15 protein-coding genes are annotated in these 17,974 nt (G+C 68.9%); 4 read left to right on the plus strand and 11 right to left on the minus strand.

Going from position 1 to position 17,974, the window contains the following annotated elements:
- Positions 1 to 20: 20 nt before the first annotated feature.
- A complete protein-coding gene (gene leuA, locus CX1_RS07750; protein ID WP_046650071.1) occupies positions 21 to 1,844 on the minus strand; it encodes a 2-isopropylmalate synthase in 1,824 nt (607 codons plus the stop codon).
- A gap of 332 nt (positions 1,845 to 2,176) precedes the next feature.
- Here leuA and CX1_RS07755 point away from each other — a divergent pair, with 332 nt between their 5' ends.
- A complete protein-coding gene (locus tag CX1_RS07755; RefSeq protein ID WP_146780670.1) occupies positions 2,177 to 3,487 on the plus strand; it encodes a hypothetical protein in 1,311 nt (436 codons plus the stop codon).
- Between the two features lie 51 nt (positions 3,488 to 3,538).
- Here the strand turns inward: CX1_RS07755 and CX1_RS07760 are convergent, their stop codons facing one another.
- Positions 3,539 to 4,369, minus strand: coding sequence for a DMT family transporter (locus CX1_RS07760; RefSeq protein ID WP_060925496.1), 831 nt, complete (start codon positions 4,367 to 4,369; stop codon positions 3,539 to 3,541).
- 224 nt (positions 4,370 to 4,593) lie between these two features.
- Between CX1_RS07760 and CX1_RS07765 the strand changes: the two genes are divergently transcribed.
- On the plus strand, positions 4,594 to 5,859 hold the full coding sequence (locus CX1_RS07765; protein ID WP_046650072.1) for an aspartate kinase: 1,266 nt from the start codon (positions 4,594 to 4,596) through the stop codon (positions 5,857 to 5,859).
- A 156-nt stretch (positions 5,860 to 6,015) separates the two neighbouring features.
- Positions 6,016 to 7,047, plus strand: a complete 1,032-nt coding sequence (locus CX1_RS07770) for an aspartate-semialdehyde dehydrogenase (protein WP_046650073.1) — start codon at positions 6,016 to 6,018, stop codon at positions 7,045 to 7,047.
- Positions 7,048 to 7,084: 37 nt separating this feature from the next.
- On the opposite strand, the gene CX1_RS07775 is transcribed toward CX1_RS07770, so the two are convergent.
- On the minus strand, positions 7,085 to 7,684 hold the full coding sequence (locus CX1_RS07775; RefSeq protein WP_046650111.1) for an RNA polymerase sigma factor: 600 nt from the start codon (positions 7,682 to 7,684) through the stop codon (positions 7,085 to 7,087).
- A gap of 285 nt (positions 7,685 to 7,969) precedes the next feature.
- Between CX1_RS07775 and CX1_RS07780 the strand changes: the two genes are divergently transcribed.
- Positions 7,970 to 9,475 (plus strand): catalase, encoded by a 1,506-nt coding sequence (locus tag CX1_RS07780; RefSeq protein WP_046650074.1) that lies wholly within the window; start codon positions 7,970 to 7,972, stop codon positions 9,473 to 9,475.
- Positions 9,476 to 10,042: 567 nt separating this feature from the next.
- Here CX1_RS07780 and CX1_RS07785 read toward each other — a convergent pair.
- The 8 genes from CX1_RS07785 to CX1_RS07820 all read right to left on the minus strand — a co-directional run bounded on the left by CX1_RS07785 (position 10,043) and on the right by CX1_RS07820 (position 17,950).
- Positions 10,043 to 10,561, minus strand: coding sequence for a hypothetical protein (locus CX1_RS07785; RefSeq protein WP_052753134.1), 519 nt, complete (start codon positions 10,559 to 10,561; stop codon positions 10,043 to 10,045).
- A 265-nt stretch (positions 10,562 to 10,826) separates the two neighbouring features.
- Entirely contained in the window at positions 10,827 to 11,060 is a 234-nt protein-coding gene (locus CX1_RS07790) for a hypothetical protein (RefSeq protein WP_046650075.1), read from the minus strand.
- Positions 11,061 to 11,688: 628 nt separating this feature from the next.
- The gene (locus tag CX1_RS07795) at positions 11,689 to 12,030 is read right to left on the minus strand and encodes a monovalent cation/H(+) antiporter subunit G (protein WP_046650076.1); all 342 of its coding nucleotides are present in this window, start codon (positions 12,028 to 12,030) and stop codon (positions 11,689 to 11,691) included.
- Positions 12,031 to 12,033: 3 nt separating this feature from the next.
- A complete protein-coding gene (locus CX1_RS07800; protein ID WP_046650077.1) occupies positions 12,034 to 12,309 on the minus strand; it encodes a monovalent cation/H+ antiporter complex subunit F in 276 nt (91 codons plus the stop codon).
- Positions 12,302 to 12,925, minus strand: coding sequence for a Na+/H+ antiporter subunit E (locus tag CX1_RS07805; RefSeq protein WP_082719226.1), 624 nt, complete (start codon positions 12,923 to 12,925; stop codon positions 12,302 to 12,304). Before CX1_RS07805 ends, CX1_RS07800 begins: the two co-directional genes overlap by 8 nt.
- A complete protein-coding gene (locus CX1_RS07810; protein WP_113570011.1) occupies positions 12,922 to 14,520 on the minus strand; it encodes a monovalent cation/H+ antiporter subunit D family protein in 1,599 nt (532 codons plus the stop codon). The genes CX1_RS07805 and CX1_RS07810 overlap by 4 nt, the downstream gene beginning before the upstream one ends.
- The gene (locus CX1_RS07815; protein WP_046650078.1) at positions 14,517 to 14,963 is read right to left on the minus strand and encodes a cation:proton antiporter subunit C; all 447 of its coding nucleotides are present in this window, start codon (positions 14,961 to 14,963) and stop codon (positions 14,517 to 14,519) included. The genes CX1_RS07810 and CX1_RS07815 overlap by 4 nt, the downstream gene beginning before the upstream one ends.
- Positions 14,960 to 17,950 (minus strand): DUF4040 family protein, encoded by a 2,991-nt coding sequence (locus CX1_RS07820; RefSeq protein ID WP_244465434.1) that lies wholly within the window; start codon positions 17,948 to 17,950, stop codon positions 14,960 to 14,962. The genes CX1_RS07815 and CX1_RS07820 overlap by 4 nt, the downstream gene beginning before the upstream one ends.
- Positions 17,951 to 17,974: the final 24 nt, after the last annotated feature.

The following is a 17,974-nucleotide window of genomic DNA, read 5'->3' on the forward strand; positions in this document are numbered from 1 at the left end:
CCATCCGGAAGCTGCGGCATTTACGCCCCGGCCAGCGCGCGGTTGACGGCCGAGGTGACGGCCTTCAGCGAGGCGTACGTGATGGAGCCGGCGATGCCGCAGCCCCACACCTTCAGGCCGTTGACGTCGGCCAGGACGTACGCGGCGGCCTCGGCGTCGTCACCGGCGGTGCGGGCGTGCTGGTTGTACTCCTGCACCTCGACGTTGATGCCCAGCTGCTCCAGCGCGTTGGCGTAGGCCGCCAGCGGGCCGTTGCCGTGGCCGGCGACGACCTGCTCCGAGCCCTGGTAGACCACGCGGGCCTGGACCTTCGTGTCATCGGACTCGACCTGCGGCGCGTCCACGGTCAGCGCGATCTGCTCGACGGGGGCCTCGCGGTCCAGGTACTCGCCGGCGAAGATGTCCCACATCGCCTTGGAGTTGACCTCGCCGCCCTCGGAGTCGGTGACCGCCTGCACGACGGAGGAGAAGTCGACCTGCATGGACCGCGGCAGGTTCAGGCCGTGGTCGGACTTCATGATGTACGCCACGCCGCCCTTGCCGGACTGCGAGTTCACGCGGATGACGGCCTCGTAGGAACGGCCGACGTCCTTCGGGTCGATGGGCAGGTACGGGACCTCCCACACGGCGGCGCGCAGCTCGTCGTCGGTCAGCTTCTTCGGGTCGGCGCCCGGGCGGATCTTGTCGGCCATGGCGTCCAGGCCCTTGTTCACGGCGTCCTGGTGCGAGCCCGAGAAGGCGGTGAACACCAGGTCGCCGCCGTAGGGGTGGCGCTCCGGCACGCGCAGCTGGTTGCAGTACTCGACGGTGCGGCGGATCTGGTCGATGTCGCCGAAGTCGATCTGCGGGTCGACGCCCTGCGTCATCATGTTCAGGCCCAGGGTGACCAGGCAGACGTTGCCGGTGCGCTCGCCGTTGCCGAACAGGCAGCCCTCGATGCGATCGGCGCCGGCCATGTAGCCCAGCTCGGCGGTGGCGACGCCGGTGCCGCGGTCGTTGTGGGGGTGCAGCGACAGGATCACCGAGTCGCGGCGCTCCAGGTTGCGGTCCATCCACTCGATGGAGTCGGCGTAGACGTTCGGGGTGATCATCTCGACCGTCGACGGCAGGTTCAGGATCATCGGGTTGTCCGGGGTGGGCTGCATGACGGCGGTGACGGCGTCGCAGACCTCCTTGGCGTACTCGACCTCGGTGCCGGTGAAGGACTCCGGCGAGTATTCCCAGCGCCAGTTGGTGCCGGTGTAGTCGGCGGCGATGGTCTTGATCAGCTCGGCGGCGTCGGTGGCGATCTTCTTGATCTCGTCGCGGTTCTTCCGGAACACCACGTCGCGCTGCAGGATCGACGTCGAGTTGTAGAAGTGCACGATGACGTTCTTCGCGCCCTCGCACGCCTCGAAGGTGCGGCGGATCAGGTGCTCGCGCGCCTGGACCAGCACCTGGATGGTGACGTCGTCGGGGATCATGCCCTTTTCGATGATCTCGCGGACGAAGTCGAAGTCGGTCTGCGACGCCGACGGGAAGCCGACCTCGATTTCCTTGTAGCCCATCTGCACCAGCAGTTCGAACATGCGGCGCTTGCGCTCGGGGCTCATGGGGTCGATCAGCGCCTGGTTGCCGTCGCGCAGGTCGACGGCGCACCACTGGGGGGCCTTGGTGATGCGCTTGTCCGGCCAGGTGCGGTCGGGCAGCTGGAAGTCCTGCACCTCGACGTCGTAGGGCTGGTAGCGGTTGGTCGGCATGGCCGAGTTGCGCTGCTTGTTCCAGGGGGCCTGGCCCTCGGGTACGTCGCCGTCGGGGGTGGTGATGCGGGAGGGGGCGGAGATGAAGGCGTCAGTGGGGGACATGGGGTTCGACTTTACCTTTCGGGGCGATGCTCTTCCCGTGGTCGCCCGGTTGCGGTGGGCGGGGGCCTGTGGTGGCCCCGGCTCCGGGGGGGGCGGGTGTGGGGGATCGCGGTATGCGGGGGTTTAAAGGGCAGCTGGCCGGCACGTGGAAAAACCCGCGACGGGGAGCCGGCCCTTTACAGTCGAGCCCCGCCGCGGCACAGAAGGAGGAGTGCGCGCTGCATGTGATGCAGCCTACACACGGGGTGGGGGTGGCCCAACACGATTGCGCATGTGGGGGGAACGCCGGTTGCTTTGCTTTGCGACGCCCATGCCCGTGCCATCCTGTGTTGGTGGTCGACAACGAACGTCGTGGTGGAGTGGTGCGCGCGGGCGGCGCTTCCGGTGGAGGGGCGCGGTTGAGGTCCGTCACGGTGCCGGTGATCGCCTGGTACGCGGCCACCCGCGTGGTGTTGATCGCCGCAGTGGCGTTGGCGGTGGTGGCGGATCTCGTGGGCCAGGGGTGGCCGGTGACGTGGCCGGGCGTGGCCCGGGATACGTGGGCGGCGCTCAACTCGTGGGATGCGGCGTGGATGCGCGACATCGCCGAGCGCGGGTATTTCGGCCTCGAGGACGTCGACGGGGACCCGGGGCATTGGCGGTCGCTGGCGTTTTTCCCGTTGATGCCGTTCGCCATGAAGGCGTTGTCGGCGGTGACGGCCCTGCCGGCGGCGGTGTCGGGCGTGATCATCTCGGTCGTGGCCGGTGCGTCGTTCGCGTTCGCGGCCGCGGCCCTCGCCGGCCGGATGGGGATGCTCCGCCGCTCGATGATCCTCGCGTCGGTGCTGGCAACCACGGCGCCGATGGCCGTCGTGATGCTGATGCCCTACACGGAGGCGCTGTTTTTGGCGTTGGCGGCATGGGGGCTGGTGGGCGTCGTCGACAAGCGATGGGGCCGCGCCGGGCTGCTGTTCCTGCTTGCGGGGCTGACCAGGTCGACGGCGCTGGGGCTGTTCATCGTGCTGGCCGTGGCGGTGATCGCGGGGGACCGCCGCAATCCGAGGGCGTGGGCGGCCGTCGCCGTGGCGCCGCTGGGGTGGGCGGCGTATCTGCTGTGGTCGTCGGCGCAGCTTCGCGACGCCGGCGGGTATTTCGGGGCGCAGGCGCGCGGCTGGAACTCCGAGGTCGACGGCGGTGCGGCGACGCTGCGCTGGTTGTGGGAGAGCCTGGGCACCTCGCGGGAGACCGGGTACGCCGTGTCGGCGGTGATCATCGTGGCGGTGGCCGCGACGTTGGCGTGGGCGTTCGTCGGCTGGGCGCTGGCGCGGATCGGGGCCGCGCGGGTGCGGCGGGCCGCTTCGGTTGCCGACTCCGCCGACGCCTCAGATTTCGACGACTCGGCCCGCACTTTCCCGGATCGATGGGGCGCATGCTGGCCGGTGCTGCTGTTCTCGTGCCTGGCGGTGGGGCAGGTGCTGGTCAGTGACGGGCTGATGCATTCGCGGCCGCGGTTGTTCCTGTCCGGCGTGCTGGTGCTGCTGGTGTTCGCGCCGGTGCTCGCGAGGATGCGGCGTTTCGATCGCTTCTGGATCCTCGCCGCCTGGATCTTCGGTTCCGCGTGGGTCGGCGCATATCTGCTCGTGCCATTCCCGTGGGCGATCTGACGGGGCGATCTGACGGGGCGATCTGACCGTGGGCGATCTGACGGGGCGGGGTTACACGCTCTTGCGGGACAACACGACGGTGGAGGCGATCATGGCCACCAGGGCCGCGGCCATCCAGATCCACTGCGTGCCCTGCGCCTGGAATTTCTCGCCGAGCACCACGTAACCCAGCACGAACGCCACCACCGGTTCGGCGCACGTCATGGCCGGCAGCGAATTGCGCAGCGCCCCGGCATTGAACGACGCCTGCTGCACCGCCACGCCGATCAGCGACCACAGCTCCCATGCGCGGAGGAACGTCGCCAGATCCTCGGTGACCCAGATGTCCACCACGGCCTTCGACAACACGGCGACGAAGCCGTACAGCCAGCCCGTGGCCAAGCCGAGCACCAGCGCCTTCTCCGACCTCAGCAGCGTGCCCGCTGCGTGGTAGGTCACGGCGAACACCACGGCGCCGACGATCAGCGCCGGAATCCACCGCGACAACGGCGGCTGCGGGTCGCCCGGCAGCGGTCGCCCGAGAATCACCAGCACGGCGACGGCGATGGTCAGCAGGATCGCCCACGCGGTCTCCGACTTGGATATCCGCCGCCCCGCGATCTTCGCGGCCAGCGGCAGGGTGAACATCAGCGACATCACCAGCAATGGCTGGACCAGCAGCAACGTGCCGAAAGCCAGCGCTGCGATCTGCAGCCCGTACCCGGTCATCGCCAGGATGACCCCGGCCCACCACTTCGGGCGCGACACCACGGCCCACACCCCGGACATGGTGCCGGCGCCGTCGGGCAGCTCGTCGGCGAGCCGGTGGCGGATGACCGTCCCCCACGCGATGGTCAACGCCGAGCCGAGGCCCAGCAAGACCGCGAGGAGTTGATTGTGCACGACGCCAGGTTACCCGTGCGTGGGCGTCGTAAAGCGGTCGCATCGGCCGAATGTGCAATGGGGGTGCAAAGCGCGTGCGGCCACGGGAAACTCGGCGAGTCGCGGCGGCGACCACTGTTGTATCGTTTACGGGAAACCCGAGCGCGCGTGTTCGTGCGCGAAGGCAACCGTCCGGGCGGACTGCGCCCGGGCTGACGGACGATGAGGTCTGGAGGACGCCGACCATGGCATTGGTCGTACAAAAGTACGGTGGTTCATCGCTGGAGAACGCGGAGCGCATCCGCCGCGTGGCGGAGCGCATCGTGGAGACCAAGAAGCAGGGCAACGACGTCGTGGTCGTCTGCTCGGCGATGGGCGACACCACCGACGAGCTGCTGGATCTGGCCAACCAGGTCAACCCGGTGCCGCCGGCGCGCGAAATGGACATGCTGCTGACGGCGGGCGAGCGCATCTCGAACTCGCTGGTGGCCATGGCCATCGCGTCGCTGGGCGCGTCGGCGCGGTCGTTCACGGGCTCGCAGGCCGGCGTGATCACCACAGAGCGTCACGGCAACGCCCGCATCGTCGAGGTGACCCCGGGCCGCGTGCGCGAGGCGCTGGACGAGGGCCACATTTGCCTGGTCGCTGGGTTCCAGGGCGTCAACCGCGAGACCAAGGACGTCACCACGCTGGGCCGCGGCGGCTCGGACACCACGGCCGTCGCGCTGGCGGCCGCGCTCAACGCCGACGTGTGCGAGATCTACTCGGACGTCGACGGCGTGTACACCGCCGACCCGCGCATCGTGCCTAACGCCCAGCGCCTGGACACCATCTCCTTCGAGGAGATGCTGGAGCTGGCGGCGGTAGGCGCGAAGATCCTGCAGCTGCGCTGCGTGGAGTACGCGCGGGCGTTCAATGTGCCGCTGCGCGTGCGGTCGTCCTACAGCAATGAAATCGGCACCCTCGTCAACGGATCAGTGGAGGATATTCCCGTGGAAGAAGCAGTTCTCACCGGCGTCGCGCACGATCGCTCGGAAGCGAAGATCACCATCTTGGGCATCCCGGACGTCGCCGGCCAGGCGGCGCAGGTGTTCCGCGCGGTGGCGGATGCGGAGATCAACATCGACATGGTTCTGCAGAACGTGTCGTCGATCGACGACAACCGCACGGACATCACGTTCACGTGCCCGCGCGAGGATGGTCCGCGTGCGCTGGAGCTGCTGAAGAAGCTGCAGGTCGAGGGCGACTGGCAGGATGTGCTTTACGACGACCACGTGGGCAAGGTGTCGCTTGTCGGTGCCGGCATGAAGTCGCACCCCGGCGTCACCGCGACGTTCTGCGAGGCGCTGGCCCAGTCGGACGTCAACATCGAGCTGATTTCGACGTCGGAGATCCGCATTTCGGTCCTGATCCGCGACACCGATCTGGATACGGCGGTTCGTGCGCTGCACGAGGCGTTCCAGCTCGGCGGCGAGGAAGAGGCCGTCGTCTACGCCGGCACCGGCCGCTAGACTTGGCCGGAGGGGCGGCCGGCGGGCCGGGTTTTCCACCCGGCCCACCGGCGTCAGGTTCGCGCGGGTCGGGTTCACCGACCCCGTACACGAGTTTTCACGTTTGACACTTTTCGGTTCCGCGGCTGCGGGGCCGGAACCCCAGGAGGGTTTCACATGACCACCATCGCCATCGTCGGTGCCACGGGCCAGGTTGGCCGCGTGATGCGCAGCATTCTCGCCGAGCGGGATTTCCCGGCGGACAAGATCCGTTTCTTCGCGTCGGCTCGTTCGGCGGGCAAGACCATCGAGTACCGCGGCGAGGACGTCGTGGTCGAGGACGTCGCCGCGGCGTCGGACGAGGATCTGAAGGGCATCGACATCGCCCTGTTCTCCGCCGGCGGCACGCTGTCGAAGGAGCAGGCGCCGCGGTTCGCGGCGGCCGGCGCGACGGTCGTGGACAACTCGTCGGCGTGGCGCAAGGACCCGGAGGTGCCGCTCGTGGTCTCCGAGGTGAACCCGGCTGCGGCGAAGAACACGCCGAAGGGCATCATCGCCAACCCGAACTGCACGACCATGGCGGCGATGCCGGTGCTCAAGCCGCTTCACGACGAGGCGGTCCTGCAGCGTCTGCGGGTGTCGTCGTACCAGGCGGTGTCGGGTTCCGGGCTGGCGGGCGTGTCGACGCTGGCTGATCAGGTCCGCGCCAACGAGGCCGGAATGGAGCAGCTGGCCACCGACGGTTCGGCGCTGCAGGCCGGTGATCTGGGCCCGTACGTCGAGCCGATCGCGTTCAACGCGCTGCCGCTGACCGGCGGTTTGGTCGACGACGGCTCGCTGGAGACGGACGAGGAACAGAAGCTCCGCAACGAGTCCCGCAAGATCCTGGACATTCCGGAGCTGGCGGTGGCGGGCACGTGCGTGCGCGTGCCGGTGTTCTCGGGCCACACGTTGGTGGTGCATGCGGAGTTCGAGCGTCCCATCGACGTCGAGCGCGCGACGGAGCTGCTTTCCGACGCCCCCGGCGTGAAGGTCGTCGACGTGCCGACCCCGCTGGCGGCGACGGGCATCGACGAGTCCCTGGTGGGCCGCATCCGCGTGGATCAGTCGGTGCCGGAGGGGCGCGGCCTGGTTCTGGTCGTGTCGGGCGACAACCTGCGCAAGGGCGCGGCACTGAACACGGTGCAGATCGCCGAGCTGCTGGTGTAGCTTCCGCGCGCCCGGCCGTGGGGCGCGTTCTGTCCCGTCACATCGCGGTGAGGTGGCGGTTGCTCGGCTCGTCCTCGTCGTCGGCGGGGTCGTCGCCCCGGGCCTCCGTCGCCGCGACCAGGTCCTGGCGGGCCCGGGCCACGCGAGAGCGGATTGTGCCCACGCGCACGCCCGCGATGTCCGCCGCTTCCTGGTAGGTGTAGCCGAGCACCTGGGTCAAGATCAGTGCTTCACGGCGGTTCGGATCCAGCGCCTCCATGAGCACCCGCGCATCGACGAGCTCCGCCCACGACGTTCCCGTCGACGACGCGTGGGTGGCGTCCTCCCACTCCACGGCGGACTTCCGGGGGCGGGCCATGTCGTGGCGCACCGAATCGACCCACGCGCGGCGGGCCAGCGACAGCAGCCACGTCCGCGCCGACGACCGCCCCGCGAACCGGGGCAATGCCGACATCACGCGCAGGTAGGTCTCCTGCGTCAGATCATCGGCGACGTCGGCGTTTGCCAGGTGGGCCAGCAGCCGCCACACGTCGTTTTGCGTGGCGCGGATGAACTCGGTCAGCGCGGCGCGGTCGCCGCGCCCGGCCTTGAGGGCCAGGGCGGTGACGCGGTCGTCTTCGCGCTGCCTATCGGTCATGTCGGACACCCTACCAGCGGTTCCGCCGGCGGGGACGCGGGGTTCGGGGACGTCGCCCCGGCGACCGGACGGGCGTGGGGGTGCGGCGCCGGGACGTCGTCAAGCAAGGGTTCTCGGCCCGAACCATCGAACGTGACTTGCGTCATATAGGCTAACCCCCATCAATTTCGGCTTATAGATAGCGCAAAACTGATAAGTTCTGTATGCTGGACGGTGATGCCGGCTTCGCCACCGCCGGCCCCCGCGCGGCACGAGCCGCCATCGAAGCAAGAAGGAGAATCACCCATGACTTCGAGCAAGGACATCGCCGACCAGGGCATGGACACCGGAACCTCCACCGGCGCCACCACCCGACTCAACGGCGCACCCGTTTCCTCCGAGCAGCACTCCATCACCACCGGCCCCCAGGGCGGCGTCAGCGTCCACGACGTCCACCTGATCGAGAAGCTGACCCACTTCAACCGCGAGCGCATCCCGGAGCGCGTCGTCCACGCCAAGGGCGGCGGCGCATTCGGCGAGCTGACCGTCACCGAGGACGTCTCCAAGTACACCAAGGCCGGCCTGTTCCAGCCCGGCACCGTCACCCCGATGCTGGCGCGCTTCTCCACCGTCGCCGGCGAGCAGGGTTCGCCCGACGGTTGGCGCGACGTGCGCGGTTTCTCGCTGAAGTTCTACACCGAAGAGGGCAACTACGACCTCGTCGGCAACAACACCCCGGTGTTCTTCATCCGCGACGGCATCAAGTTCCCCGACTTCATCCACTCGCAGAAGCGCCTCCCCGACACCGGCCTGCGCGACGCCAACATGCAGTGGGACTTCTGGACCTCCTCGCCGGAGTCCGCCCACCAGGTCACTTACCTGATGGGCGACCGCGGCATCCCGAAGACCTGGCGCAACATGGACGGCTTCGGCTCGCATACATACCAGTGGATCAACGAAGCCGGCGAGCGCTTCTGGGTGAAGTACCACTTCAAGACCCGCCAGGGCTGGGACTTCCTCACCGACGACGAAGCTGCCGAGGTCGTCGGCCAGGACACCGACCACTCGCGCAAGGACCTGTTCGAGGCCATCGAGCGCGGCGACTTCCCCACGTGGGACGTCAAGGTGCAGATCATGCCGTTCGACGAGGCCGCGGACTACCGCTGGAACCCGTTCGACCTGACCAAGACCTGGTCGCAGAAGGACTACCCGCTCATCCCGGTCGGCCACTTCACGCTCAACGAGAACCCCCGCAACTTCTTCGCCCAGATCGAGCAGGCCGCGTTCGCGCCGTCGAACCTGGTCGAGGGCATCGGCTTCTCGCCCGACAAGATGCTGCTGGCCCGCGCGTTCTCCTACGCCGACGCCCACCGTTACCGCCTGGGCGCCAACTCGGACCAGATCCCCGTCAACCGCCCGGTCAGCCAGGTGAACAGCTTCGCGCAGGATGGCGCGGCCACCCACCGCTTCGCCGACCCGAAGCTGCCCGTCCATGGCTCCAACGCCGCCGGCCGCGGTTCCCAGGAGACCGCCGACCACGGTGACCTGGGCCTGTGGGCCGCCGAGGGCGAAGAGCCGTTCCGCGGCGCGTACCTGCAGCACCCGGAGGACGACGACTTCATCCAGCCCGGCATCCTCGTCCGCGAGGTCCTCGATGACGCCGCGCGCGATCGCCTGGCCGGCAACATCGCCGGTGCCATGGAGGGTGTCTCGCCGGAGATCGAGGAGCGCGTCTACCAGTACTGGACCAACGTCGACGAGTGGCTCGGCGCCGAGGTGCGCAAGCGCTTCACCGCCAACAAGGGCGCGTAGGGGGCTAGGGGCCCCTCCGCCCAAACCACGGGATCTAAACCACGGGATCGATGTTGATCCCGTGGTTCGGCACCCGCCGGCGGGGGTCTTCTCATCTGGCCGAGGCTGCACATCCGACGAGATAACGATCGGGGCGTTAAATCGCGATCTCGTGGACAATGTCGGGCCGCGCATCCGCCGGCATCACGATCAGGGCGGTGGTGGCCGGCATCACGATCAGGGCGGTGGTGGCCGGCAGTCTCGTGCCGAGGAGATGCCACCGAAAACCGCGACCTGGGGAAACGTGGTTGTCGACGCGGCGTTGTCATCTCCTCGGCACGAGCTGGCGCGTGAGGCTTGAAGGGTGTGGGGCGCGGGTGGGGCGAGGGAGTGCCGGAGGGCCGGCGGCTCGACGGGGCGTGGGCGCGGGCGGGGCGGGGGAATGCCGAAGTGCCGGACCGCGGGAGCGGTGGCGGTGGCGGCCAAATGGGGTGCGGGCAGACGTCGCAAAGCAAAACCCGCCCGCATGACGCCGCGAACCAGAAGCTCGACGACGCCCGCGGACGGGCTGGTGCGGTACTCGGCTTTTTAGAGCGAACCAAAGATCGGCTTGGCGGGCTCGCCGAAGCCGTCCGGGTCAGCCTCCTCGCCGGGCTCGACGGCCGAATCCATGGCGATCTCGCCGGTATCGGCGGGCACGATCGCGGAATCGACGACGTTCTCGCCGGGCTCGCCGGCAACGGCCGACTCGATGGCGGAATCGGCGACGGTCTCGTCGATGATGACCTCGGGCTGCTCAATGGCGGAGTCGGCGACCAGCTCACCCGTCTCGGGCTCGGGGGTCGGCTCGATGGCGGAATCGACGACCACGTCCGGTCCCACGTCGAGGACCGAGATGTTGGTGGACTCGTCGGTGGTCGTCTCGTCGTGGACGTCGAGGAAGTCCTCGCCGAACGGGAAGTTGACGTCACCGAAGGTCGAACCCAGGTTGATGTCGCCGCCGCCGATCTGCTCGAGAGCGGGGAACGGGGACTCGACGACGATGTAGGGGCCATCCGGAATCGCGTCGATGACCTCGGCGATGGCGGAGATGGTGGCGGCGTCCATGAAGCGCTTCCTTTGTGTGTGGAGCTGTAAGCGAATTGTGAGGGAAACCGGCCCGGCGCCGACCGTCGATACGGCGGTGGCGATGGGCGTCGGGGTTCCGGCGGGGCCTGGGCCGCAGCCGGGGTTACACCGGGGATGCAATAATATTTCGGCCAAAAGCGACCCCGGGGCGCCGAAGCGCTCCGGGGCAGATGTCGTGGCGGGAAACCCCGCCCGCGCGAATCACCTTCGCGCGGAGACCGGGTCAGCGACCCGGGCACATCACTTAGCCGACGTCGCCGAAGGTGACGTTGATGGACTCGTCGGTGGTCTCCTCGGTGTGGACGTCGAGGAAGTCCTCGCCGAACGGCATGTTGACGTTACCGAAGGTGGAGCCCAGGTTGATGTCGCGGCCGGCGATCTGCTCCAGGGCCGGGAACGGGGTCTCGAAGGTGATGTACGGGCCGGCGGGCAGGGCCTCGACGACCTCGGCGATGGCGGAAATGGTGTTGGCGTCCATGTGACGACTCCCCTTTTTCGAAGATGATGTGGTGGCGAGAACGTGCCGGGGCTGCCCCCTGCGGTGGTCGGCCCCCTGAGGCCTCCCTGAATCTCTCGGGCTTGAGACTAAGACCGTTCTTGGCATTGCGCAATCGTTTCCACGGCCGTATCAGGGGCCGAAAACGCCGGTTTCGGGCACGGTTATGGGGTTTATTGATGTATCCCTAAAAGCGCTGCGTGCCGGTTGTTTACGTGGTGTTCATTTTCGCTCGCCGGGTGGCTAACGGTGTATCCGTGCCTCGATTTTGACGCTGCCTGGGGAAATGGTTGAGTAACGCTATTCGCCAAAGTGAGCCTGACCTAATTTGGGGCCCGGGTGGCGCCTTTCCGGGCGTTCATCGCGACGTCCCCCGATCGTTCGAATTAACTTCCGCGTTACGTCGGTTAATGTGACCTAACGCACATTCGCAGCCCGATCGCGATGCAGCTCATTCACCCCGTTCGGGGGTATTTCGCCCGACCCCTGTAACGCGCAATTCTGCGGCGCTCATCCGCGTCCCCGCCGCCACCGTCCGGCACCCCGAATGACGGAGGGCCCCTCTCCCGCGAAAACGGGGAAGAGGGGCCCGGCGGCCGTCGCAAAGCACTCAGTGTCGGTCGGAATGATCCTCCGAGGATCCGTCGCGCGAGCCCAACACGGCACGCGCGAGGACCTCCGACGCGACGGACGCGACGACGAGCATCGCCACGATCGCCAGCAACCCGGTGAGCACCTTGCCCACCGTCAGCGTCCCTTGGTCGAACTCGAGGATCGCGTTGCCCACGACCAGCAACGGCACGCCGAACACCACGCCGGCGGACAGCTGGTTCATGCGCGACAGGGCGTCCGGCGCGCGCCACATCGCCACGGCCGCGCCCAGCAGGTACAGCGAGCCACCGATGACGGTCAGGCCGAACAGGATCGTCGTGATCACGGTTCCGATTCCCATGGCCTACCTCCTTCCCCGCGAGATCACGCGCGCCAGGCCGACGGTCGACAGGATGCCCAGCAGGCCCGCCAGCATCGCGATGTCGAACGTGATCGCCGTTTCGCGGAACAGCGCGGTGGTCAGGAACACGCCGACCATGGAGAAGAACGCCACGTCGGACATCACGGCGCGCGAGACGTTGCCCTTCACGCGGAACACCTGGATCACCACCAGCAGGAACGCCAGCGCGCACAGGGCGACGCCGATGCCGCCGATGATGTGCACCACGGATTCACTCATGGCCCGCCTCCTTCTTGCCGTCGCGGGTGGCCGAAGCCTCGCCGCGCGGATGGTCTGCGTCGTCGTGCTTGACGACGTCCACCGTCGGATCGTCCGGCCCGCCCCGATTGGCGGCGGTCTGCTCCGGGATGACGTCGTCCTCCGCCGGATCGTCGACGACGATCACCGAGTCGGGCAGGCCCGGCAGCCCCGCCTCGGTTTCGGCGGCGGTGCCGATGGTTTCGCCGGGGTCGGAATGGGCGCCCGGGTCGTAGCCCTCGAAGATGAACCCCTGCGGCCGGGGCAGGTCGCGCACCCGCGGGGCCAGGCGCTCCTCCATGTCGTAGAGGGAGTCGTACAGGGCCTCCGGGTCGGCGCCGAACATCGCGTGGACGATGAACATGCGGCCGCCGCCCTCGAGCCCGCGGGTGCCGCACACCAGGGTGCCCGGCGTCATGGTGATCGACGCCGACAGGCCCACGATCTCGTTGTCGGAGGTGATGCGCAGCGGCATGCCGATCAGGATCGGCTTCTGCTTCTGGTGCCGGCGAAACGCGTCGGCCATCACCTGCGTCGAGGCGATGACGACCTGTCCGGTCAGCCATGCCCCGTAGACGGGAATGTGCAGGATGCTCATCGGGTCGCCCCTTCCCGGACGGTGTCGGTGTCGGTGGCTGCGGCGGTGTCGGTGGTGACGTTCTCCAGGTTGCCGTACGAGACCGCCTCCGACGGGTCGCCGAGGGCGGCCTCGACGTAGGCGGGCACGTCGACGAGCGCGTCGCCGGCCGCGCCCGTCCACCCGGCGACGACGCCGGCGAAGACGAACATGGCCACGCCGGCCACGGCCAGGAACGCCGACGGGGCGACGAGGGCGCCGCGCACGCGCAGCGAGTCGTCGACGCCCTGCATCGGGCGGCCCCAGAACACGCCGCGCCACACGCGGATCATCGCCAGCATGGCGCCCAGGGACGCCAGGACGATGACCGCGATGACCACGACGGAGCGGGCGTCACCGGACGACGCCGCCGCGAAGACGACGCCGACCTTGCCCCACATGCCGGAAAACGGCGGGAAACCGACGATGGAAAACGCCATCGCCGCGAACACCCACGCAGCCAGCTGGTCCCGGCGGGCCAGGCCCGACAGGCGCGACAGCGTGCCCGTGCCGTAGGTCTCCTCGATCGCGCCGGAAACCAGCACCAGCGAACCGACGGTGACCATGTGGTGCACCGCGTAGAAGATGCCGGCGGCCAGCACCGCGCGGGCGTCGCCGTCGGTGAAGGCCAGCACGACCAGGATGAACGGCATGCCGTTGACCATCTGGTACGCCAGCACCCGGCGCATGGTCGTCTCCGCCAGGCCCGCGTAGGCGCCCAGCAGCATGGACACCGCCATCAGCGCGATGATCGGCCAGTGCCACGACGGCTCCATGTCCACGATGACCACGTAGATGCGGAACAGCATGTACACGGCGACCTTGGTGTGCACCGCAGAGAAGAGGGCCATCACCGCCGGCGACGTCGACGGGTAGGTGCGCGGCAGCCACGTGTGCACCGGAGCCAGGCCGGCCTTCACGCTCAGCGCGATGATGACCAGCCCCAGCGCCACCGCGCCCGGGCCGCCGCCGGAGGCCATGCCCGCCAGCAGCGCGATGTTCACCGAGCCGACCGAACCGTAGACCAGGGCGACGCCGATGAGCAGCACCGTGGAGGTCATCAGGTTGACCAGCACGAAGGACCGGCCGGCGGCGAGGCGGTGCCACGTGCCCGTCACGGCGATCAGGCCGTACGACGGAAGCAGCATCACCTCCATGAACACGAAGAAGTTGAACAGGTCGGCGGTGAGGAACGCACCCGTCATACCCGACAGCATCATCAGCGTCAGGGCCGGGAAGAAGCGCGACTTGTTCTCGCCGGCGACCTGAGCGAACCACGAGCCGGCGAAGACCACCAGCGACGCCACGCCCAGCATGAGCAGGGCGAACGCGTCGGCGACGAAGGGAATGGACACGCCGCCGGGGAAACCGCCGACGTTGTGGCCGATCGGCCCGGAATCCATCACCCGGTACAGCAGCGCGAACGCCACGGCGGACACCGCCACCGGCGTGCCGATGGACAGGGCCACCCGCGCCGGGGCCCACGGCAGAACCGCGGCGACGCCGGCGAGCAGCAGCGGGATGATCGCCACCAGGGGCAGCAGGGCGGAGAGGGTCTCCGCGGACATGCCGGTCATCGCCGATCACCGTCCTGGGGCGACTCGGGCGGGTAGTTGTCGTGGCGGATCGACCCGGCACCGGAACCGGCGTCGACCGGACGCAGGCGGCGGGCCTCGCGGCCGGCCGTCGACAACTGAGCGTTGGCCTCGCGGTCCTCGTGGATGCGGGTGTCGTCGTCGCGGCCCAGCGCCGCCATCGCCAACATGAAGGCCGTCACGGCCATGGTGATGACGATGGCCGTCAGCACGAACGCCTGCGGCAGCGCATCGGCGGCCGTCTCCGGCTCCGCGCGCGCCATCAGGGGTTCCTGCCGCCAGGCGCCCACGCCCGCCGACAAGATGATCAGGTTCGCGGCGTGCGAGATGAACGTCATCCCGATGATGATGCGCACCATGCCGCGTTGCAGCACCAGATACGCGCCGCCGCCGGCCAGCACGGCCGCAATGAGGGCGATGATCATGCCCGCACCTCCTCGTTGTCGGTGGAACCGGAGCCGGACGCCGAAACGCGCCCGCCTGGTCCGTCGTAAAGCTCATCCGGGACGCCCTCGCCCGCCGGATCCCCGAACGCGGAATCCGGGGCACCGGCCTCGCCGGGCTTCTGCCGCGGCGGGATGTGCATGCTCGTGCGGTGGACGATCCGCGGGCCGAGCTCGTCGTCGGTCTTCGGCGAACCCGGGCGGGTCGGACCGCCCAGATGATTGAGCGCCGTGGCCACGATGCCCAGCACCGCCAGGTACACGCCCACGTCGAAGATCAGCGCCGTGGTCAGGTGCTGCCCGGCGACCGTGCCATGCAGCGGGGCCAGGAAGGACCCGTCCACGTACCCGACGAAACCGATGCCGATGGCCACGATCACGCCGAACCCGCTGAACAGGTACGGGATGTTGCGGCCCATCAGCGGGCGGTCATCCGGCTGGGACAGGTACTTCAGCATCAGCGCCGATGCGCCGATCAGCGCCGCGTTGAAGCCGCCGCCCGGCTCGTTGCCGCCGCGGTAGAGCACGATCAGCGACAGCGCGAACAGCAGCGGCGTCATCCACTGCACCAGCTTGCGCAGCGGCAGCGAGTTCAGGCCGGCCTGCGGCAGCGGCCCCGGGCGGCCCGGGTATTGCGGCCAGCGCGGCATCGACGACACCACCGCGGCCATGGCGATGCCCGCCATGCCCAGCACCGCCAGCTCGCCCAACGTATCGAAGGCACGGAACTCGACGAGGATGGTGTTGACCACGTTGTTCTCCGACGTGATCTTCGGGCCCTCCTCCAGGTACCACTGGGCGACCTCCGGCTTGCCGCGGCGGCCCGTCAGGGTCCACACCGCGCCGAAGGTGGCCAGGCCCACGCCGACGCCGACCACCGCCGCGACCATGCGGCGATTGCGGCCGGTGCCGGAGAAGGCGCGGGGCTGGTGGCGCAGCACCAGCATCATCAGCACCACGGTCAGGATCTCGACCAGGAACTGCGTCATGGCGACGTCCGGCGCGCCGAGCAGCAGCACCTGCAGGGTCACGCCCGTGCCGGTCACGCCCAACAGCACCGCCGCCTGCAGGCGATTGCGCGCCCGCAGCGTCGCCGCCACGCCGATGACGATGATGGTCAGCGGGATCAGATCCATCCAGGAATCGATGCCGTCGATCTTGTCCGGCATCTCCATGCCGCCGATGCCGGGGACGAAGAACATGACGCCGGCGTAGAGCACGATGACCGACAGCATCGGCAGCAGGTGCCGCGTCGGCGCATGCGAATCGCCGATCGCCGCGAACCAGCGGCCCACCCGGCCGGAGCAGCGCGTGCCGAACGACAGCGCCTGCACACCGGAGAACGGGAACAGCTTCCGGCCGGCCAGCGCCTCGTTCATGCGCCCGCGCACCAGCACCAGCAGCACGCCGGCGACCAGCACGCCCACCGAAATCATCAGCGGCACGTTGACGCCGTGCCACAGCGCCAGGTGCGTCTCGGCGTAGTCGCCGCCGAGCACCGTGCGGGCCACGGAATCCAGGGGACCGTCGAGCATCGGGCCGATGAAGAACGCCAGTGGCAGCGAGATCACGCCCGGCACCGCGGCCGGCAGCCACAGCGCGACGGGGGCCTCGCGGACCTCCGACATGTCGCGCGGGCCGTCGACGAACGCGCCGAAGATCAGCCGCGCCGAATACGTGAACGTCGCGATCGCGCCGATCGTCGCCGCGACCAGCAGCACCACGACGCCCGCATCCGCCAGCGGCGCATCGGTGAACGCCTCGAGCATGCCCTCCTTGGACAGGAAGCCCAGCGTCGGCGGGATCGCCGCCATCGACGCCGCGCCGATCACCATCGACCCGAAGGTCCACGGCATCCGGTTCCACAGCGGGCCCAGGCGGCGGATGTCGCGGGTGCCGGCCTGATGGTCGACCGTGCCGGCCAGCATGAACAGCGAAGACTTGAACAGCGCGTGCGCGATGGTGTGCACCACCGCCGCGACGATGGCGAAGTGCGTGCCCACGCCGATCGTCGCCACGATCCAACCGAGCTGCGACACCGTCGAGTACGCCACCAGGCGCTTCAGGTCCGTCTGCTGGATGGCGAACACCGCCGCCGACACGGCCGTGGCCATGCCCACGACGATCAGCAGGATCTGCCACGCCTGCACGTGGTGGAAGGCCGTCGAAAAGCGCAGGAGCAGGTAAATGCCCGCCTTGACCACCGCCGCGGCGTGCAGGAACGCCGACACCGGCGTCGCCGCCGCCATCGCCTCCGGCAACCAGGCCTGGAACGGCAGCTGCGCCGCCTTGGTGAACGCGCCCAGCGCCACCAGCACCGCCACCGTCGACGTCACGGCCGCATCGCCGCCCGCGCCGGGCGACCACACGTCGGAGGCCAGCATGTCGGTGAGGTTCGTTGTGCCCGTCGCCCACACCGCCACGCCCAGCGCGGCCAACAGCAGCAGGCCGCCCGTGAACGTCAGCAGCAGCGTGCGCAGCGACCCCGCCTCGCCGGAGGAGCCCGACCGGGCGATGAGCAGGAACGACGCCATCGACACCAGTTCCCAGCCAACGAACAGCAGCACCACGTCGTCGGACAGCACCAGCAGCAGCACCGCCAGCATGAACGCCGTCATCAGGACGTAGAAACTCATGGTGCCGCCCTTCGGCGGCAGGTACGCGGTGGAATAGATGAACACCGCCGACCCGATCACCAGCGCCAGCAGCGCGAATACGAGGGACAGCGGATCGAGGCGGAGCGCGAACTCCACCCCATGTCCGCCCGGCAGCAGCGCACCGGCCCACATCGCCCGCCACGTGACCGCATCCCCGTCGAGGACACCGCCGGACAGCCGCGCCAGCTGCACGATCGCGGCGACGAAAAACGCCACGATCGGCCAGCCGGCATGCCTGCCCAGAACTTTCACGAACAAGGGGGTGAGGGCCAGCGCTACCGCCACGAGGGCGGGGACGCTGAGCAATGTCACGGCAGGGGTCGCCTTCCTTCTGCA

Source organism: Corynebacterium xerosis NBRC 16721 = ATCC 373 (assembly GCF_001552415.1).
GTDB lineage: Bacteria > Actinomycetota > Actinomycetes > Mycobacteriales > Mycobacteriaceae > Corynebacterium > Corynebacterium xerosis.